At 69.5% G+C, this 19,739-nt stretch carries 17 protein-coding genes; 9 read left to right on the top strand and 8 right to left on the bottom strand.

Translation table 11 applies throughout. From position 1 onward, the window contains the following. Position 1: 1 nt before the first annotated feature. Entirely contained in the window at positions 2–1,639 is a 1,638-nt protein-coding gene (locus tag PV646_RS06485; protein ID WP_500340573.1) for a serine/threonine-protein kinase, read from the bottom strand. Positions 1,640–1,788: 149 nt separating this feature from the next. On the opposite strand from PV646_RS06485, the gene PV646_RS06480 reads away from it, so the two are divergent. The 6 genes from PV646_RS06480 to PV646_RS06455 all read left to right on the top strand — a co-directional run bounded on the left by PV646_RS06480 (position 1,789) and on the right by PV646_RS06455 (position 9,691). Further along, positions 1,789–3,555 carry a methylmalonyl-CoA mutase family protein gene (locus PV646_RS06480; protein ID WP_500340572.1) on the top strand — a complete coding sequence of 589 codons (1,767 nt, stop codon included), beginning with the start codon at positions 1,789–1,791 and terminating at the stop codon, positions 3,553–3,555. Then, positions 3,552–5,690, top strand: coding sequence for a methylmalonyl-CoA mutase (gene scpA / locus PV646_RS06475; RefSeq protein ID WP_500340570.1), 2,139 nt, complete (start codon positions 3,552–3,554; stop codon positions 5,688–5,690). Before PV646_RS06480 ends, scpA begins: the two co-directional genes overlap by 4 nt. Next, a complete protein-coding gene (gene meaB, locus PV646_RS06470; RefSeq protein WP_500340569.1) occupies positions 5,683–6,675 on the top strand; it encodes a methylmalonyl Co-A mutase-associated GTPase MeaB in 993 nt (330 codons plus the stop codon). The genes scpA and meaB overlap by 8 nt, the downstream gene beginning before the upstream one ends. 56 nt (positions 6,676–6,731) lie before the next feature. Beyond that, a complete protein-coding gene (locus tag PV646_RS06465; RefSeq protein WP_189154370.1) occupies positions 6,732–7,025 on the top strand; it encodes a hypothetical protein in 294 nt (97 codons plus the stop codon). Positions 7,026–7,244: 219 nt separating this feature from the next. Beyond that, positions 7,245–8,417 (top strand): M20 family metallopeptidase, encoded by a 1,173-nt coding sequence (locus PV646_RS06460; protein WP_500340568.1) that lies wholly within the window; start codon positions 7,245–7,247, stop codon positions 8,415–8,417. Between the two features lie 80 nt (positions 8,418–8,497). Next, positions 8,498–9,691 (top strand): M20 family metallopeptidase, encoded by a 1,194-nt coding sequence (locus tag PV646_RS06455; protein WP_500342291.1) that lies wholly within the window; start codon positions 8,498–8,500, stop codon positions 9,689–9,691. A gap of 115 nt (positions 9,692–9,806) precedes the next feature. Here the strand turns inward: PV646_RS06455 and PV646_RS06450 are convergent, their stop codons facing one another. Beyond that, positions 9,807–11,516 (bottom strand): glycerol-3-phosphate dehydrogenase/oxidase, encoded by a 1,710-nt coding sequence (locus PV646_RS06450; RefSeq protein ID WP_500342288.1) that lies wholly within the window; start codon positions 11,514–11,516, stop codon positions 9,807–9,809. Between the two features lie 284 nt (positions 11,517–11,800). Between PV646_RS06450 and PV646_RS06445 the strand changes: the two genes are divergently transcribed. Beyond that, on the top strand, positions 11,801–12,544 hold the full coding sequence (locus PV646_RS06445; protein WP_500340567.1) for an MIP/aquaporin family protein: 744 nt from the start codon (positions 11,801–11,803) through the stop codon (positions 12,542–12,544). A 14-nt stretch (positions 12,545–12,558) separates the two neighbouring features. Further along, complete coding sequence (glpK, locus tag PV646_RS06440) at positions 12,559–14,067, top strand: glycerol kinase GlpK (protein WP_500340566.1); 1,509 nt, start codon at positions 12,559–12,561, stop codon at positions 14,065–14,067. A gap of 54 nt (positions 14,068–14,121) precedes the next feature. Here glpK and PV646_RS06435 read toward each other — a convergent pair whose 3' ends face one another. From PV646_RS06435 to PV646_RS06420, 4 genes are all read right to left on the bottom strand, one after another. Beyond that, positions 14,122–14,658 carry a sortase domain-containing protein gene (locus tag PV646_RS06435; RefSeq protein ID WP_500340565.1) on the bottom strand — a complete coding sequence of 179 codons (537 nt, stop codon included), beginning with the start codon at positions 14,656–14,658 and terminating at the stop codon, positions 14,122–14,124. Between the two features lie 70 nt (positions 14,659–14,728). Beyond that, a complete protein-coding gene (locus PV646_RS06430) occupies positions 14,729–15,196 on the bottom strand; it encodes a hypothetical protein (protein ID WP_500340564.1) in 468 nt (155 codons plus the stop codon). An 11-nt stretch (positions 15,197–15,207) separates the two neighbouring features. Next, positions 15,208–15,654: a sortase domain-containing protein gene (locus PV646_RS06425; protein ID WP_500340562.1), complete on the bottom strand. Its 447-nt coding sequence runs from the start codon at positions 15,652–15,654 to the stop codon at positions 15,208–15,210. Between the two features lie 53 nt (positions 15,655–15,707). Beyond that, positions 15,708–17,111, bottom strand: coding sequence for an NAD(P)H-quinone dehydrogenase (locus tag PV646_RS06420; protein WP_500340561.1), 1,404 nt, complete (start codon positions 17,109–17,111; stop codon positions 15,708–15,710). Between the two features lie 109 nt (positions 17,112–17,220). Between PV646_RS06420 and PV646_RS06415 the strand changes: the two genes are divergently transcribed. After that, the gene (locus PV646_RS06415; RefSeq protein WP_500340560.1) at positions 17,221–17,691 is read left to right on the top strand and encodes a gamma-glutamylcyclotransferase family protein; all 471 of its coding nucleotides are present in this window, start codon (positions 17,221–17,223) and stop codon (positions 17,689–17,691) included. Between the two features lie 39 nt (positions 17,692–17,730). Here PV646_RS06415 and PV646_RS06410 read toward each other — a convergent pair whose 3' ends face one another. Together PV646_RS06410 and PV646_RS06405 are read right to left on the bottom strand one after the other, a co-directional pair. Beyond that, complete coding sequence (locus PV646_RS06410; RefSeq protein ID WP_500340557.1) at positions 17,731–18,537, bottom strand: ESX secretion-associated protein EspG; 807 nt, start codon at positions 18,535–18,537, stop codon at positions 17,731–17,733. Continuing rightward, positions 18,537–19,739, bottom strand: coding sequence for a PPE domain-containing protein (locus PV646_RS06405; protein ID WP_500340556.1), 1,203 nt, complete (start codon positions 19,737–19,739; stop codon positions 18,537–18,539). The genes PV646_RS06410 and PV646_RS06405 overlap by 1 nt, the downstream gene beginning before the upstream one ends.

Below are 19,739 nucleotides of genomic sequence, written 5' to 3'. Positions count from 1 at the left end.
CTTAAACCGGGGCGAACGTCGAGGCGATCGCGTCGAACAGCCTGGCGCGTGCCTCGTCCTCCTGTTCTGTGGGAACGACCACTTCGACCACCCACAGATCGTTGCCGTAGGGCAGCACACGCGAGAAGTGCGAGCGCCGCAACGCCGTGGGCTCGTCACCCTCGACCGTCCGGTAGATGAACTGGACGCTGGCCTCCTTGCGCGGCCCCGCCAGGTCCGGTGTCGGCACCATCTCGCCGCCGAAGAACCTGCCGGGCCAGCGCCCCTGCACCCCCACCGTGTACAGCTTGATGTCGCGCTTCGGGTAGTACTCGGGGAACCGCTGCACCGTCACCTCGTACGCGCCGCTCCCGGACACGAAGTGCACCATCGCCGAGGCCGGCAGCCGCAGGTCGCCGGCGCGCTGCTCGGCGTAGGTGGACCAGCTCTTCTCGACGTGCAGCGTGAACTTGCCGCCCTGGTCGCCGTTCGCCAGCACGGCCGACGCGGTGCGGGGCTCGAGCGTCGCCGAGGTGGGCAGGGTCGGCAGCGTGGGCAGCGTCTGCTCGGTCGGCGGCAGCAGGGACGCTCCCGCGACGTACCTGGTCAGCGCGAAACCCCCGCCGGAGCCCGCGATGAACAGCAGCACGGCCACGACCAGCACGAACGCCGAGGCTGCCCGGCCGCGGCGGGCCGGGGGCGCGGTCGGTCTCGTGACGAGGAACGGCAGCGGGCCCGGGTCGTCGGCCAGCGGCGCGTCCGGGTCGATCTTCGGCTTGGGTCGCACGACGATCGGCGTCTGCACCGACTCGCGGATCTCGAACGCGTCCGTGCCCGGTTCCGGCAGCAACTGGTAGACCTGCTTGCGCACGTCGACGAGCGACAGCCGTTCGGTCGGCTCCTTGCGCATCAACCCGCTGATCACCGGTGCGAGCCTGCCCGCACCCGCGGGCACCGGGACGTCGCCGTTGATCACCGCGTTGATCGTCTGCATGACGTTCTTGCCCACGTACGGCGGTTCGCCGGCCATCGCGGCCCACATCGTCGCGCCGAGCGACCACCTGTCCGCGGCCGCCGACACGTCACCGCCCTGCGCCACCTCGGGCGCGATGTAGGCGGGCGTGCCGAGCGTGATGCCGCGCGCGGTCATGGTGGCCTCGGCGACGTTGCGCGCGATGCCGAAGTCGGTGAGCTTGACGCGGCCGTCGTCCGCGATGAGCACGTTGCCCGGCTTCACGTCGCGGTGCGTGATGCCGGCCCGGTGTGCCGAGGCCAGTGCCGCCGCGATCGCGTCCAGCACCGCCGCGCCCTGCTTCTCGGTGAGGCAGCCCTGTTCTTGCAGCACCTCGCCGAGACTGCGTGACGGCACGATCTCCATCACGACGTACGGGTCGCCTTCGTGCTGCACGACGTCGTAGAGCGTCACGAGGTTCGGGTGGGAGAGAGCGGCGACGGCACGTGCCTCGCGCATCGTCCGTTCGCGCAGTTGCTCGGCGTCGGCGTCGGGCATGCCGGGCGGCCGGAGGATCCCCTTGACCGCGACCTGCCGGCGGAGCACCTCGTCGTGGGCGGCCCAGACCGTGCCCATCGAGCCCTGACCCAGCAGGTGCAGCAGCCGGTACCGAGCCGCGATCAAGCGATCCTGGCCAACGTTCTCCACGTTTCCATTCTTCCTGACAGATCGGGGGTCGCTTCTTTGGTCCCGTCGGCCGCGGTCGGGGACACTCTCTCCGTCGGACCCCGACTGCATCGTTAACGGCGGTGAACCTCACATAGCCGTGCCGGTACCGGTCGGTAACACTGCAACGCATGATGGAGTTGGCATTGACCGCCGAATTCCGCCCGAACGAGTTCCCCTCCGCGTCGAGGGAACAGTGGCGTGAGCTGGTCGACGCCGTCCTCCGCAAGACCGGAGCGAGCTTCGACTCGCTGGTCACGAAGACGTACGACGGCATCGAACTCCAGCCGCTCTACACCCTCGACGACGCCCTCGAGCCGTATGCGCTCGCGCCGGTGAAGCAGGGCTGGGACGTCCGGCAGCGCCACGCCGTTCCCGATCCGGTCGCCCTGATGAACGACCTCGAAGGCGGCGTCACCTCCCTCTGGCTCGCCGTGCCGGCCGCGTCACTCGAACGGTTGCTGGAAGGCGTCTACCTCGATCTCGCACCGATCGTGCTGGACGGTTCGGTGGACGCGGCACGCGCGATGCTGCGGATCTACGACCAGGCGCCGGTGCTGGCGTCCGAGGTGCGCGGCAACCTGGCCCTGACACCGTTCGGCGAGGCCCTGGACGTGATCAAGCAGGCCCGCTCGGCATTCCCGGGGCTGCGGACCGTCGTTGTGGACGCGTTGCCGTTCCACGACGCCGGCGGCTCCGACTCCGAGGAACTGGGCGCCTCTCTCGCGCTGGCGGTGTCGTACCTGCGCGCTCTGACGGACGCCGGGTTGCCCGCCTCGGAGGCTTTCGCGCAGTTGGAGTTCCGCTACGCCGCGACGGCCGACCAGTTCATGACGATCGCGAAGCTGCGCGCCGCTCGCCGGTTGTGGGCGCGGGTGGCCGAGGTGTCCGGGGTCGATTCCACCACCGATGCCGTGCAGGTGCAGCACGCCGTGACGTCGTCGGCGATGATGACCCGCCGCGACCCTTGGGTGAACATGCTGCGCACCACGATCGCCACGCTGTCGGCCGGTCTCGGCGGGGCCGATTCGGTGACCGTGCAGCCTTTCGACGCGGCGATCGGATTGCCGGACGAGTTCGCCCGGCGGATCGCGCGCAACACGCAGAACCTGTTGCTGGAGGAGTCGCACCTCGGTGAGGTGATCGACCCCGCCGCCGGGTCCTGGTACGTCGAGCAGCTGACGGATTCGCTGGCGGTGTCGGCCTGGGCCTGGTTCCAGGAGATCGAGCGCGCCGGCGGGATCGAGGAGGCTCGTTCGCTGGTGGCGGCGCGGATCGCCGAGACCTGGGCGGCGCGGTCGGCACGGCTGGCGGACCGGAGCGACCCGATCACCGGGGTGAGCGAGTTCCCGAACCTCGGGGAGAAGCCGGTCGTGCGGGAACCCGGAATCGATTCCGACTCGCAGGCCCCCTGGGGGGAATCGCCCCCCATCCCAAGTTTCTCAGGCAGGTCTGACAATTTCGGGCTGCCGCGGGTGCGTTATGCACAGGCCTTCGAAGAGCTGCGCGACCTCGCCGACGCCCAGTCCGAACGCCCGCAGGTCTTCCTCGCCACCCTCGGTCCGGTCGCCGCCCACACCGCCAGGGCCACCTTCGCCGCCAACCTCTTCAACGCCGGCGGCTTCGCCACCCCCAACGCGGGCCCGACCAAGACCGCCGACGACGTGGCGCAGAAGTTCAAGGAGTCCGGCGCACGGGTCGCGGTCGTCTGCGGCAGCGACACCAGCTACGCCGACCAGGCCGTCGCCACCGTCGAGGCACTGCGTCAGGCCGGTGCCGAGCGGGTACTCCTCGCGGGCAAGAAGTCCGACGCGGAGGTCGACGGCTTCGTCCACCTGGGCTGTCCCGCCCTCGAGATCCTCAACACCACCTACGACTTCCTTGGAGTGGAGCGATGATCCCCAACTTCGCGGACGTCGACCTCGGCCCCACTCCGCAGGCGAAGTACGAGACCGACCTGCCCGCGTGGGAGACGCCGGAGGGCATCGCGGTCAAGCCGGTCTACGGCCCGTCCGACACCGACGGCCTGGACTTCCTGCAGACCTACCCCGGCGTCGCGCCGTTCCTGCGCGGCCCGTACCCGACGATGTACGTCAACCAGCCGTGGACCGTCCGCCAGTACGCGGGCTTCTCCACTGCCGAGGAGTCGAACGCCTTCTACCGCCGCAACCTCGCCGCGGGCCAGAAGGGCCTCTCGGTGGCGTTCGACCTCGCCACCCACCGCGGCTACGACTCGGACCACCCCCGGGTGGCGGGTGACGTCGGCATGGCCGGCGTGGCGATCGACTCGATCTACGACATGCGCACGCTGTTCGACGGCATCCCGCTGGACAAGATGTCCGTGTCGATGACGATGAACGGCGCGGTGCTGCCGATCCTGGCGCTCTTCGTGGTCGCCGCGGAGGAGCAGGGGGTGAAGCCGGAGCAGCTCATGGGGACGATCCAGAACGACATCCTCAAGGAGTTCATGGTCCGCAACACCTACATCTACCCGCCGAAGCAGTCGATGCGGATCATCTCCGACATCTTCGCCTTCACCTCCCAGCACATGCCGAAGTACAACTCCATCTCCATCTCCGGCTACCACATGCAGGAGGCCGGGGCGACGGCCGACCTGGAACTGGCGTACACGCTCGCGGACGGTGTCGAGTACATCCGCGCCGGCAAGGAAGCCGGGCTGGACGTCGACAAGTTCGCGCCGCGGCTGAGCTTCTTCTGGGCGATCGGCATGAACTACTTCATGGAGATCGCGAAGATGCGGGCCGCGCGCCTGCTCTGGGCGAAGCTGGTCAACGACTTCGAACCGAAGTCGCAGAAGTCGCTGAGCCTGCGCACGCACTGCCAGACGTCCGGTTGGTCCCTCACCGCGCAGGACGTGTTCAACAACGTCGCGCGCACGTGCGTCGAGGCCATGGCGGCGACGCAGGGGCACACGCAGTCGTTGCACACCAACGCACTCGACGAAGCCCTCGCCCTGCCCACCGACTTCTCCGCGCGCATCGCCCGCAACACCCAGCTGCTGCTGCAGCAGGAATCCGGCACCACGCGCGTCATCGACCCGTGGGGCGGCAGCGCCTACGTCGAACGCCTCACCGCGGAACTCGCGGCCAAGGCCTGGGAGCACATCACCGAGGTCGAGGCGGCCGGCGGCATGGCCCGCGCGATCGACGAGGGCATCCCGAAGCTGCGCATCGAAGAGGCCGCCGCACGCACCCAGGCCCGCATCGACTCCGGACGCCAGCCCGTCATCGGCGTCAACAAGTACCTCGTCACCAACGACGAGCAGATCGACGTGCTGAAGGTCGACAACGCCGGGGTTCGCGCCCAGCAGCTCGAAAAGCTGCGCAGGCTCAGGGAAGAACGCGACCAGTCCGCAGTGGACGGTGCGCTCGCCGCCCTGACGAACGCCGCCACGAGCGGTGAGGGCAACCTGCTGGAGCTGGCGATCGACGCCGCCCGCGCGAAGGCCACCGTCGGCGAGATCTCCGAGTCGCTCGGCAAGGTCTGGGGCCGGCACAGCGCCCAGATCCGCACCATCTCAGGCGTCTACCGGCAGGAGGTCGGTTCAGTGTCCAACGTGGACGCCTGCCGCGAGGTCGTCGAGGCCTTCGCCGAGGAAGAAGGCCGTCGCCCCCGCATCCTCGTCGCGAAGATGGGCCAGGACGGCCACGACCGCGGCCAGAAGGTCATCGCCACGGCGTTCGCGGACCTCGGCTTCGACGTCGACGTCGGCCCGCTGTTCCAGACGCCGGACGAGGTCGCGCGCCAGGCCGTCGAGGCCGACGTGCACGTCGTCGGCGTGTCCTCGCTCGCCGCCGGGCACCTCACGCTCGTCCCGGCGCTCAAGGAGGAGCTCACCAAGCTCGGCCGCGAGGACATCATGATCGTCGTCGGTGGTGTCATCCCGCCGCAGGACTTCGACGAGCTGTACGCGGCGGGCGCGGCGGCGATCTTCCCGCCCGGCACCGTGATCGCGGACGCGGCCAAGGACCTGCTGGTGAAGCTCGCGGACCTGCTCGGACACCATGGCTAGGGTCATCGACGTCGCCGAGTACACGAAAGGCGTCCTCGACGGCGATCGCGGCGTGCTGGCCAAGGCCATCACGCTCGTCGAGTCGACGCGCGCCGAGCACCGGGCCAAGGCCCAGGAACTGCTGGTCGAACTGCTGCCGAAGTCGGGCGACGCGATCCGCGTCGGCATCACCGGTGTGCCCGGCGTGGGCAAGTCGACGTTCATCGACGCCCTCGGCACCACGCTGACCGAGCAGGGGCACCGGGTCGCGGTGCTCGCCGTCGACCCGTCCTCGACGCGCACCGGCGGCAGCATCCTGGGTGACAAGACGCGGATGCAACGGCTGTCGGTGAACCAGAACGCGTTCATCCGGCCCTCTCCGACGTCGGGGACGCTCGGCGGCGTCGCACAGGCCACCCGCGAGACGATCGTGCTGGTCGAGGCCGCGGGCTTCGACGTGGTGCTGGTCGAGACCGTCGGCGTCGGGCAGTCCGAGGTGGCCGTCGCCAACATGACGGACTGCTCGCTGTTCCTGACCCTCGCCCGCACCGGCGACCAGCTGCAGGGCATCAAGAAGGGCATCCTGGAGCTCGCGGACGTCATCGCGGTCAACAAGGCCGACGGCGAGCACGAACTGGACGCCCGCAAGGCCGCGCGGGAACTGGCCGGCGCCCTCAAACTGCTGCGCCCGCCGGACGCGCTGTGGCACCCGCCCGTGCTCACGTGCTCGGGCCTCACCGGGACCGGGCTCGACGAGCTGTGGTCCCGCGTGCTGGAACATCGCCGGACCCTGACCGACGCCGGAGAGCTGGACGAACGCCGCCGCCGTCAGCAGATCGACTGGACCTGGATGATGGTCCACGACGAACTGTGGCGGCAGGTGCGCGACAGTGCGGCCGTCCGCTCCCTCGCCCCCTCCCTGGAGGAGAAGGTCCGCCTCGGAGAGCTCACCGCCACCCTTGCGGCCGAGCAGATTCTGCAGGCGTTCCAATCGGACTCACGGTAGGCGCTTAACTAGTTTGGGTGACCTTCGATCGTGGTATTCGAGGTAGAGTTCGGGGCATGTCGAGGTTGCTGCTGGCCTGCGTGTTCTCGCTGATGAGCGTTCTCGGGATCGCCGGTGTGGCGTCCGCGCAGGAGGCGGCGAACGCGCCTGTGCCGGTCGCGCAGCAGACGACCGTGAACCCGGCTCCCGACGTGAACGCGCCGCAGGAGCCGTCGCCCGAAGCTCGCGAGGAGACCAAGCGCAAGCTGTGGATGGGCGGCATCGCCGTGGTGCTGTTCGCCCTCGTCTACCTCCGCAACAAGAAGCGGTGGGCGAAGTGGCGCAAGGAGCGGGCTGCCAAGAAGGGATAGTCCGCGAAGGGCTGGCCCGCGTTCTGTTCGGCTGGGACCGTTCGTCCCGCATGATGGGACGTAATAGTCAAAATCAAACGTCCCTCCCGGCCATTTGCGTCATCGTTGATCGGTCAGACCGAAACTCGCTCGCCGCTCGGCGCAGCGCTGCGACCGGCCGTCCGGTTGATCATCATCAGCGCGCCGCGTCAGTCAAGTGGTGATGCAGGATGGTGGCAAATGGGTACCGACTTGAAGATCAGCACACGCTCGACCGTCGAGCGGTACTCGGACGCGCTGCTGGACCTGTCGCACTCGATCCACGCCGAACCCGAGCTGGCCTTCGAGGAGCACCGCAGCGTCGAGAAAATCACCTCCTTGCTGGTCAAGGAGGGTTTCGAGGTCGACAGAGGTGTGGCTGACCTCGACACCGCGTTCGTCGCGACGTTCGGCGACGGCGAGCTCGTGCTGGGCCTCTGCGCCGAGTACGACGCGCTGCCCGAGGTCGGGCACGCGTGCGGGCACAACGTCATCGCCGCGGCCTCCGTCGGTGCGGCACTCGCTCTGCGTGACGTCGCCGACCAGCTGGGTGTCACCGTGAAGGTGATCGGGACCCCGGCCGAAGAGGTCGGCGGCGGCAAGGTGCTCATGCTGGAACGAGGCGTGTTCGACGACGTCTCGCTCTCGATGATGGTGCACCCGGCGCCGTACGAGTCGTGCGCCGCCAAATCGCTCGCCATCACCGATCTCGAGGTGCACTACAAGGGCAAGCCGTCCCACGCGGCCGCGGCCCCGCACCTGGGCGTCAACGCCGCGGACGCGGTCACGATCGCCCAGATGTCGATCAGTCTGCTGCGGCAGCACTTCGAGCCCGGCCAGATGGTGAGCGGCATTGTCACCAACGGCGGCACCGTGCCGAACGTAATACCCGCCCGCGCATCGGCGATGTTCGATGTGAGGGCGGAAAACCTGGAATCGTTGCAGCGCCTGGAGAACCGAATTCGGGACTGCTTCTCAGCCGGTGCGCTCGCGACCGGCTGCACCCATGAGGTGGTGCAGGTCTCGCCGATCTACGCCGAGTTGACACCCGATCCGTGGCTCGCCGACGCCTACCGGCGTGCGGCCACTGAGCTGGGCAGACGACCGCTCTCGCCCGAGCAGGAACAGCGAGAGAAGATCGGGAGCACCGACATGGGCAACGTCACCAGAGTGTTGCCCGCAATCCACCCGACAATCGCCATCGACTGCGGAGACGCGGTGAACCACCAACTAGAGTTCGCGACCGCCTGTGCCTCGGCGTCGGCCGACCGTGCGCTCCTCGACGGAGCACTTGCCATGGCCTGGACGACGATCGCGACAGCCACCGATTCCCAGCAGCGCGCACGGCTGCTGGCCCGCGGAGGTGCGGCATGACGGTTCTGGACTCCCGGCTCTCGGGCTCCTCAACTGTGAAGACGTTCCCTGAGATGCTTGTCGACCCCACCGGGGTGAGCATGTCTCCTGTGGATGATCTCGGAGAAGGCCGTGGCCCGGCCTGGCTCGACGACTGGCTGAAGGCACACGCCTCCGACGTCGTCGCCTGGCGGCGCCACATCCACGCCAACCCCGAGCTCTCCCGGCGCGAGTACAACACCACTGAGCTCGTCGCGAAGCTGCTGCGCGAGGTCGGCCTCAAGCCGCGCATCCTTCCCGGCGGCACGGGCCTGATCTGCGACATCGGCCACGGCCCTCGCTGCGTGGCCCTCCGCGCGGACATGGACGCCCTGCCGCTGCACGAGAACACCGGCCTCCCGTTCGGTTCCACTGTGGACGGTGTGTCGCACGCGTGCGGTCACGACGCCCACACCACGGTCCTGCTCGGCACCGCGCTGGCCCTCGCCTCGGCGACGGAGCTGCCCGGCCGCATCCGCCTGGTGTTCCAGCCGGCCGAGGAGGTCATGCCGGGCGGTGCGCTCGACGTGCTCGCCGCGGGTGGGCTCGACGGCGTGGAGCGGATCTTCGGCCTGCACTGCGACCCGCGTCTGCAGGTCGGCCGCATCGGCACGCGGATCGGCGCCATCACGTCGGCCTCCGACCTGCTGGAACTGCGGCTGTCCTCGCCGGGCGGCCACACGTCGCGCCCGCACCTCACCGCGGACCTGGTGCACGCGCTCGGCACGGTCATCACCGGCCTGCCGACGATGCTGTCGCGCCGCGTCGACCCCCGCTCCGGCACCGTCCTGGTGTGGGGCGCGGTGCACGCGGGCGAGGCGCCGAACGCCGTGCCGCAGGACGGCATGGTGCGCGGCACGCTGCGCACCGGCGACCGAGACATCTGGGCCGAGCTGGAGCCGCTGGTCAAGGACCTGGTGACGGGCCTGCTGGCCCCGACCGGCGTCGGTTTCGACCTGCACCACCGCCGCGGCGTGCCGCCGGTGGTCAACGAGCGCGAGTCCACCCAGATCCTGCGCGCCGGCATCGAGGCCGCACTGGGTGACGACGCACTCGCGGGCACCGAGCAGTCCTCCGGTGGTGAGGACTTCGGCTGGTACCTGGAGCACGTGCCTGGCTCGTTCGCGCGCCTCGGCGTGTGGGACGGCCAGGAGAAGCAGCGCGATCTGCACCAGCCGACGTTCGACCTCGACGAGCGCGCGCTCCTCGTCGGCGTCCGCGTCATGGTGCACACGGCGTTGGCTGCTCTGGCTTAGAGCGGAACCCTCTCGGTCAGAGCGGCGTTGTGGCGCGTGCGGAACGACTGCGCACGCGCCACAGTGCTGTCCGGGGCCCGTTCGACAACGACGCCACCCTCCAGCACACCGAACGTCAGCTCACGGGCTCCGTCAACTGCGGACGTGCTTCCGGTGCGGCAGCGCGGACCGCGTCCGCCGCCTGGTCGTCCGGCTGGGTCTGGGACGCGCGCTCGGCTTCGACGCGTGCGTTGTAGACCTCGACCTCGCGCTTGATCGTGTCCTCGTCCCACCCGAGGTACGGCGCGACGAGCCGGGCCACCGCCTCCGACGAGTCGACGCCGCGGTGGGCGTACTCGATGGAGATGCGGGTGCGCCGGGTCAGCACGTCCTCCAGGTGCATCGCGCCCTCGTGCGAGACCGCGTACACCGCCTCGACCTGCAAGTAGTCCGGTGAGGCCGGGATGGGCTTGAGCAGTTCCGGGTTGTCCGCCGCGAGCGACAGCACCTCGTGCACCAGCGAGCCGTAGCGGTCCAGCAGGTGCCGGACGCGGTACGGGTGCAGGCCGTGCTTGGCCGCCAACTGGTCGGCCTGGTTGACCAGCGCGTGGTAGCCGTCGGCGCCGACCAGCGGCACCTTGTCCGTGATCGACGGCTGGATCCGGCCGGGCAGGTCGACGTGCGCCGCGTCCACGGCGTCCGCGCCCATCACCCGGTACGTCGTGTACTTGCCGCCCGCGATCGCGACCAGGCCGGGAGCCACGCGGGCCACCGCGTGTTCGCGCGAGAGCTTCGACGTCGAGTCGGACTCGCCCGCCAGCAACGGCCGCAGGCCCGCGTAGACGCCCTCGATGTCGTCGTGCGTCAACGGCGTCGCGAGCACCGAGTTCACGTGTTCGAGGATGTAGTCGATGTCGTGCTTGGTGGCCGCGGGGTGCGCCAGGTCGAGGTTCCAGTCCGTGTCCGTGGTGCCGACGATCCAGTGGTTGCGCCACGGGATCACGAACAGCACGGACTTCTCGGTGCGCAGGATCATCCCGGCCTCGGCGACGATCCGGTCGCGCGGAACGACGATGTGCACGCCCTTCGACGCGCGCACCCGGAACCGTCCGCGCGAGCCGCTCAGCCGTTGCAACTCGTCGGTCCACACACCGGTCGCGTTGATCACCGCGTGCGCCCGGACGTCGACCTCACGGCCGTCCTCGACGTCGCGCACCCGTACGCCGGACACCCGGTCCGCCTCGCGCAGGAACCCGATCACCTGGGTCGACGTGCGCACCACGGCGCCGTAGTGGGCGGCGGTGCGGCCGACCATCATCGTGTGCCGGGCGTCGTCCGCCTGAGCGTCGTAGTAGCGGATGCCACCGATCAACGCGTCGCGCTTCAACGCCGGCACGAGTCGCTGGGCACCCGCGCGGGTCAGGTGCTTCTGCCCCGGCACGGACCGGGCGCCGCCCATCGTGTCGTAGAGGAACAGACCGGCGGCCGTGTACGGGCGCTCCCAGACCCTGTTCGAGAGCGGGTAGAGCAGCGCCACCGGTTTCACCAGGTGCGGCGCGATGCGCGTGAGCATCAGCTCGCGTTCGCGCAGGGCCTCGCGGACCAGGCCGAACTCCAGCTGCTCCAGGTAGCGCAGGCCACCGTGGAAGAGCTTGGAGGACCGGCTCGACGTGCCGGACGCCAGGTCACGGGCTTCGACGAGGGCGACCCGCAGGCCTCGGGTGGCAGCGTCGAGCGCCGCACCGACGCCGACCACACCACCGCCGACCACGACGACGTCGAACGTCTCCGCTCCCAGCCGCTGCCACGACTCCTCGCGCTCGGCCGGGCCCAGTCTGCCGGTGATCGGAGGTTCGGCATGGGTTCGAGGTGCTGAAGCTGCGTTCTTGCGCGTGGCCACGACGGACGCCTCCCTGTGACGACTGCGGATCACGTTACCTGCAGCAACCGCCCTTCGCCGATGGGCGCGCGCTCCAGAACCCCATGGCCTAAAAATGGCCTCTCCACAGGTACTTGGCGTAGACAACTGATCAGCGCGGTAATAGCGTCCGAGCACGTTGAAGGCGGGCGGCGCGGCCCTGACCTCGGGTTTGCGCGTCCTGTCTGGCCGCAAACGAGTGGAGGTCGACGATGAGCGCAGGCTCGATCTTCGTCTGGGAGATGCTGGGGACAGCGGTCCTCATCCTCCTGGGCACCGGTGTCGTCGCGAACCAGGTGCTCAAGAACACGCTCGGCAACAGCACGGGCTTCCTGTTCGTCAACGTCGGCTGGGCCTTCGCGGTCTTCGCCGGCGCGAGCATCGCCAACCCCAGTGGGGCGCACCTCAACCCCGCCGTGACCCTCGGCCTCGCCATCGCGGACAAGACTCCGTGGGGCGACGTTCCCTTCTACGTCCTCGGGCAGATGGTCGGCGCGATCCTCGGCGCGATGCTCTGCTGGGCCACCTACAAGCTGCAGTTCGACACGCACGACGAACCGCAGAACACGCTCGGCATCTTCTCCACCGGCCCGACCGTGCCGAACAAGCCGTGGAACCTCGTCTCCGAGGTCATCGGCACGTTCGTGCTCGTCGCGTGGATCCTGCTGTCGCCCGGCGCGAAGGAGACGGTCGACGGGGTGCCGCAGTTCGGCAACTCGGCGCTCGGCTACGCGGGCGTCGCGTTCGTCGTGCTGGTGATCGGCACGTCGCTCGGCGGCCCGACCGGGTACGCCATCAACCCGGCACGTGACCTCGGACCGCGCATCGCCTACGCGTTCATGATGCCGATCCACAACAAGGGCAACGCCAACTGGGGCTACTCGTGGGTCCCCGTCGTCGGCCCGCTCGTGGGTGGCGCGCTCGCCGCGTTGCTCTTCCTGGTTCTCCCGGTCTGAAAGGACTTCCCGCAATGACGCAGTACGTGGCCGCGATCGACCAGGGCACCACGTCGACCCGGTGCATGATCTTCGACCACTCCGGGCGGGTGGTCTCGGTCGACCAGAAGGAGCACGAGCAGATCTTCCCGAAGGCCGGGTGGGTCGAGCACGACCCGAAGGAGGTCTGGCAGAACACCCGCCAGGTCGCCGCCGGCGCTCTGGCGAAGGCTGATCTGTCCACTTCGGACATCGCCGCGGTCGGCATCACCAACCAGCGCGAGACCGCGGTGGTGTGGGACAAGAAGACCGGCGAACCCGTCTACAACGCCATCGTCTGGCAGGACACCCGCACCGACAAGATCGTGCAGGAACTCGGCGCGCTGGGCGGTGGCCAAGAGCGGTACCGCGCCAAGGTCGGCCTGCCGCTCGCGACCTACTTCTCCGGGCCCAAGGTCCGCTGGATCCTCGACAACGTCGAGGGCGCGCGGGAGAAGGCCGAGGCCGGCGACCTGCTGTTCGGCAACATGGACACGTGGGTGCTGTGGAACATGACAGGCGGGGTGGACGGCGGTGTGCACGTCACCGACCCGACGAACGCCTCGCGCACCATGCTGATGGACCTCGACACGCTGCAGTGGGACTCCTCGATCGCTTCAGACATGGGGATTCCCCTGTCGATGCTGCCGGAGATCCGTTCCTCGTCGGAGGTCTACGGCCAGGTGCGCGAACGCGGCGCGCTGGCCGGCGTGCCGATCGCCGGCATCCTCGGCGACCAGCAGGCGGCGACGTTCGGCCAGGCCTGCCTCTCGCCCGGCGAGGCCAAGAACACCTACGGCACCGGCAACTTCATGCTGCTCAACACCGGTACCGAAAAGGTGATGAGCGAGAACGGTTTGCTCACCACCGTCTGCTACAAGATCGGTGAGGCTCCCCAGGTCTACGCGCTGGAGGGCTCGATCGCCGTCACCGGTTCGCTGGTGCAGTGGCTGCGCGACAACCTCGGCATGATCGGCTCCGCGGCCGAGATCGAGGAGCACGCCCGTTCGGTGGAGGACAACGGCGGCGCGTACTTCGTGCCCGCGTTCTCGGGCCTCTTCGCCCCGTACTGGCGTTCCGACGCCCGTGGCGCGATCGTGGGCCTCACGCGGTTCGTCAACAAGGGCCACCTCGCGCGGGCCGTGCTGGAGGCCACGGCCTTCCAGACCCGCGAGGTGCTCGACGCGATGAACGCCGACTCGGGCGTCGACCTGACCGCGTTGAAGGTCGACGGCGGCATGGTCGTGAACGAGCTGCTGATGCAGTTCCAGGCGGACATCCTCGGCGTGCCGGTCATCCGGCCGGTCGTCGCGGAGACCACCGCGCTGGGCGCCGCTTACGCGGCCGGTCTCGCGGTCGGGTTCTGGAAGACCGAGGACGAGATCCGCGAGAACTGGGCGCAGGACAAGCAGTGGGAGCCGCAGATGGACGAGTCCCGCCGCACGTCCGAGTACGCCAACTGGAAGAAGGCGGTGTCGAAGACCTTCGACTGGGTCGAGGACTGACCTTGATGAGGGGAGCTTCCCGAACCTCGGGTTCGGGAAGCTCCCCTCGTCAACTCAAGCCGGCGTCGCGTGCACGATCACGTTGTCGCGAGTGCCGCACGTGATCAGCCGCAGCCCCTGCTCGTCCTTGTCCCGCGCGACGGCCTCCGCGAAGAAGTCGTCGCGGATGATCCTCTCGGTGCGCGACACCGTGAACCGGGCGACCGAACCGTCCTTCTTGGACACTTCGAGGGTGTCGCCCTCGGTCAGGTCGTTCAGCCGGAAGAAGACGCCTCTGGCCTTGTTGCTCTCGATCCGGCCGACGATGATCCACTGCTGCGGCTGCGTCTGGTACCAGCCGGCCTGCATGCCCTCGTTGGCGGGCGGCAGCTGGACGGCGCCGTGCTGGTCGAGGCCGAGCGCGACCAGCGACGAACGCACGCCGATCCGCTCGATCCGCAGTTCCATCGGGTCCGACTTGCCGAGCGGTGACACCACCGGCGGCGGAGCGCTGTCGCTCGTCGCCGCCGTCGGCTTCGGTGCTGGTCCCTGCGAACAGGCGGTGGTGGCCAGCGCCACGCACAGCACCGCGATCAAGACACGAGTCCCCACGAACCCATTGACGCACATCTCGTGGGTTAGTTGCGCGTCCAATCAAGACAGTTCTGATCCGTGATCAACGTTACGGCGCGGTGCCGCCGCCGCCCGTGTCCGGCGCCCCCTTCGGCTTGACGATCGGTGGCTTCGGCTTCGGTGCCGGATTTCCCGGCGGCCGGGTCGGTTTGGCCTTGATGGTGAACGTGTCCACCACAGGTCCCGTCATGCCGCACGGGATCTCCGCCTGGTAGGTGCCCGGCGTGGTGACGGCCGTCGTCGCTCCCTCGAGGGAGTAACCGGGCCGGACCAGCGTGAGCTCTGCCGGCGCGGTGAAGCCCTTGGACGACGCCGTGTAACCACACCTGTGGGTGTCGAGCAGGAAGATCTTGATCCGCTCGCCCGGCGCGTACTCGTCCTTGTCGAGGAACGAGCCGGCGACCGGCTCGGGGGAGAAGCTCGGCGCGACGGTTTCCTGTGCGCCCGCTGTCGGGGTGAACACGAACGCCGTGCCCGCGACCAGCAGCACGGCAACGGATCTCCGGGGCCTCCTCATGATGGCACTCCTCAGCTCGATGTGGCGTAGACGATGATGTTGTCCCGGTAGCTGCGGGCGGCCCGGTCGTAGCTGCCCCCGCAGGTGATCAGCCGCAGTTCGGGTTCATCGGTGTCCCCGTAGACGGCCTCGGTCGGGAAGTCGTTCTTGGCGATCTGCTCGGTTCTGCGCACGCGGAACTTGGCCGTGGTTCCGTCCTTTCTGGACACCTCGACCTCGTCGCCCTCGGTGAGCTCGCGCAGCCGGAAGAAGACTCCCGGTTGCCCGTTGCCGTCGACGTGGCCCAGCAGCACGGCCGGTTCCGAGGCGGGCATGCCCTGCTCCGGCGCCGCACTGTCCGAAGTGGACGTCGACGTGACCGGAGCCGGCCCGGTGGGCAGCGTCGGCTCAGGCGGCGAGGCGCAGCCGCTGAGGAGCACCAGTGCCGTCAGCGCAGCGAGGACCGTGCGCAGAACCATGCCCCGGACACGTTCGTGGCCGGGGCATGGTTGCCATCTGGGTCTGGCGTTACCTAGTCGAGATCGTCGTGCCGCATGAGCTGGCGGCCGGCCTCGGTGATGGAGCCCGAGAGCGACGGGTACACCGAGAACGTCGTCGCGAGGTGCTCGACGGTGAGCTGGTTCTGCACGGCCAGCGCGATCGGCAGGATGAGCTCGCTCGCGTTGGGCGCGACGACCACACCGCCGATGACCACACCGGTCGCCGGGCGGCAGAACAGCTTCACGAAGCCGCGGCGCAGCCCTTCCATCTTGGAACGGGGGTTCGTGGCGAGCGGCAGCATGATCGTGCGCGCGGGCACCTCGCCCGAGTCGATCGCCTGCTGGCTGATGCCGACGCTCGCGATCTCCGGGTTGGTGAAGACGTTCGCGGCGACGGTCTTGAGCTTGATCGGGCTGACGCCCTCGCCCAGCGCGTGCCACATCGCGATGCGGCCCTGCATGGCGGCGACGGACGCGAGCAGCAGCACGCCGGTGCAGTCGCCCGCCGCGTAGACGCCGCTGACGTTCGTCCGGCTGACCCGGTCGACCGGGATGTACCCGCCACGCCCGAGCTCGATACCGATCTTGTCGAGACCGATGTCGGTCGTGTTCGGCACCGAGCCGACGGTCATCAAGGCGTGTGATGCCTCGATCGTGCGACCGTCTTCCAGGTGGATCAGCACGCCGTCGCCGGTGTTCTCGACCTTGTCCGCGCGGGCGTGCTTGACGACGGCCGTGCCGCGCTCGGCGAACACGTCCTCGAGCACCACGGCCGCGTCGGCGTCCTCGTGGGGGAGCACCCGGTCCCGGCTGGAGACCATCGTCACCTTCACGCCCATCTCGGTGTAGGCGCTGGCGAACTCGACACCGGTGACGCCGGAACCGATCACCGCGAGGTGTTCGGGCAGCTCGGGAAGGTCGTAGATCTGCCGCCAGGTGAGGACCCGCTTGCCGTCGGGCTCCGCGCCCTGCAACACGCGCGGGGTCGCACCGGTTGCGATGAGCACCACATCGGCGTTGAGGACCTCGTCGGACCCGTCCGCGGCGTGCGCGACGACCCGGTGCTGGGCGAGCCCGCGCGAGTCGTCGACGAACTTCGCGCGGCCGTTGATGAGCCGCACGCCCTCGCGCTGGAGACGCGCCCGGACGTCCGCGGACTGCGCGAGCGCCAGCCCCTTCACCCGGCCGTGCACGACCGGCAGATCGACCGTGGCGAGCTCGTTGTGAGTCTGAATGCCCAGCTCACCGGCGTTGCGGAAGGCGCTGCGGGCCCCCGCCGAAGCGATGAACGTCTTGGACGGAACGCAGTCGTACAACACACATGCGCCACCGGCCCCGTCGTTCTCGACCACGGTCACGTCGGCGCCGTGCTGCGCCGCGACCAGGGCTGCTTCGTAACCTGCGGGTCCGCCGCCGATGATGACGATGCGGGTCACGATCAGTTCCCTTCCACGGGCTTGTTGGGCGGCTCAACCGTACGCGTTGACCGAATCGACCGTGTCGTCAGTACCGAAAGCTGATCGCCGGGTCGCTACGCTGTCGGACGTGCCGCTCTATGCCGCGTACGGGTCGAACATGGATCCGAACCAGATGATGGAGCGAGCCCCGTACTCCCCGCTCGCGGGGACCGGCTGGCTCGTGGGATGGCGCATGACGTTCGGTGGCGAGGACCTCGGCTGGGAGGGGGCCCTCGCGACCATCGTCGAGGAGCCGGACCAGCAGACGTTCTGCGTGCTCTACGACATGTCCCCGCGCGATGAGTCGCGACTGGACCGGTGGGAGGGCGCGCTCGGGCTCTACAAGAAGATCAGGCTGCGGGTGCAGACCCTGGAGGGGTCTGTCGTGGCCTGGCTCTACGTGCTGGACGCCTATGAGGGCGGGCTGCCGTCCGCCCGGTACATCGGCGTGGTCGCGGACGCCGCCGAGGCTGCCGGGGCGCCTGACGACTACGTGAACGACCTGCGCACCCGGCCCTGCTCGGGGATCGGGCCAGGCGGGCTGGCGTCCGAGGGCTGACGCGCTGAGGGCTGGGGTCTCACCCCAGCCCTGACGCCGTCAGGAGCCGGCGGCCTCCGCGAGCAGTTCCACCAGGTGGTGGTGCATGCGGCGGTAGTCGACCGGCGTGATGGTCGACCACGGCGGCTGCCCGTCGGCCGCCCGGCGCATCTGCAGGTAACGGCCCTTCGGCGTGTCGTAGAAGGCGACCACCCGGTCCGGCCGGACGCGCTTGCCCCACTTGTCGCGGGCCGCCGCGCCGAACTGACCCCGGTTCGAGGCGTCGCGGATCATCTCGGCCAGGGTGTGCGCGTCGTCGGCGCGCAGCCGGCTGCGCAGAGCCTCCTCCAGGTCTTCCGGAGTGCTCGCTGAGGCTGCCGCCGCGTCCAGGTCGGCCGAGGGCAGGGTGATCGAGTGGCCCTCGCCCGCCGGAGCGGTGGGCAGGGCCGTGAGGACCTCACGGGGGAGTCCGTCGGCCTCGGCCGGCCGCAGGATGAGCTGGGTGCCGTCGAGGACCGCCAGGACACCGGCCTGGCCCTTGCCCGCGGCCAGCACGCGGAGGCTGCGTTCCTGCAGCCACATGCGCGCGTCGATCTCCTGCTGCGGGCGGTTGAGCACGTGCAGCAGGTCCTCGAGGGTCGGGTCCAGGGAGCGGGGGCCACCGAGACCACGCGCGCCCAGCTGGAGCCAGACGCGGTCCTCGATGGCCCGGCGTTCCTCGGTCGTCTTGCCCGGTGAGGGCACCTTCAGGACGAGAGGCATCGTCTCCAGGCCCAGGTGGTCCCAGAGAACGTCGAACTCCAGCGTGGAGATGACCATCGGGTCGCGTGTGTCGCTCGTCCCGACGTCCAAGCCGAACAGAGTCATCAGTCGGTCGTGCTCTCCCCGATGACGGGCAGCGAGTAGCTGCCCACGCCGTAGATGTCGTCGCGTTCGCGCAGGTAGTCGGCGGCCTTGTGCTCCAAGTCCTCCTCTTCCTCGCCCTTGCGCGCGCCCATGCCGCCGAACGGGTCGAACGACGTCGGCATCGGCACGGCCCGGCGATGGACCTGGTCGCCGTTGTTCGCGGCACCGGCCGTGCCCATCGGGCCCATGCCCGAACCCGCCGCGCCCGAGACGCCGGCGGCGTGGCCCTGGTTCATCACCGTGCCCATCGCGGCGGCGCTGGAGGCCGCGGTCGCGCCGTCCTCCATCTGCTTCGGCTCGGAGCCGGAGGTGCCCGAACGGCTGGACGTGCGCTGACCGGGCAGGCCGGCGCCCGCGGTGCCCGTACCCGTGCCACCGGGGCCGTTGAGGCCGTTCGTGACCGACGTGTGCGAGCCCTTGCCCGGAGCCGTCGACGTACCGGCGTTCGAGGTGCTGGTCGTGGAACCCGGCGCGGACGAACCGCCACGCGGGGGCGGGGCGACAGCGGCGCCACGCGTGCCGGACGAGGTGCGGCCCCGCGTTGCACTGCCACCGGTGCCGCGCGGGCCGAGGCCCCAGACCGTGGCCGTGCCGATCTGCGCGCCACCGCCGTGCGTGACGCCGGTACCGCTGATCTGCAACTGCGGCGGCTGGGAGAACTGGCCGAGCGTAGAGGTGTTCGCCGTCGTGGACGACGCGTAGGTGGACATGACCTCACGGGCACGGCGCTCGGCCGCGTCCTGGGCCGCCTCCTGCTTCTCGTGGTCGGTCTGCCCGCCGAAGAGGTGCGTGATGCCGGTGACGAGCGCGCCCGGCTGCTCGGCGGTCACGTTGACCGGCGCGGGCATGTCCGCGCGGGCCTTCGAGACGTAACCGGCCTGCAGTTCGGCCGAGTAGCGCATGACGTCCGCGCCGGTGCGCGCGCCGTCCGCCCAGGCCGCGATCGGGTTCAGGCCGGCCTGCGCCATGTCGGCGGCCCTGCCCTGCCACTTCGCGCCCGAGTTGGAGATGCCCTTGTGCAGGTCGTCGTTGATCTCGGTCAGCGCGGCCGAGACGCCCTGCCAGCGTTCCATCGACGCGAACGACGCGGAGGCGCCCGGACCCGCGTGGATGCGCTCGTACAGTTCCTTGTGGCTGTAGCCCTGCCAGCGGTGGTCGGCCAT

This window comes from Streptomyces sp. ID05-26A (assembly GCF_033794685.1).
In the GTDB taxonomy this organism is placed as follows: domain Bacteria; phylum Actinomycetota; class Actinomycetes; order Mycobacteriales; family Pseudonocardiaceae; genus Lentzea.
The sequence above is the reverse complement of the archived record's forward strand: the minus strand, read 5'-3'. Positions and strand labels throughout refer to the sequence as shown.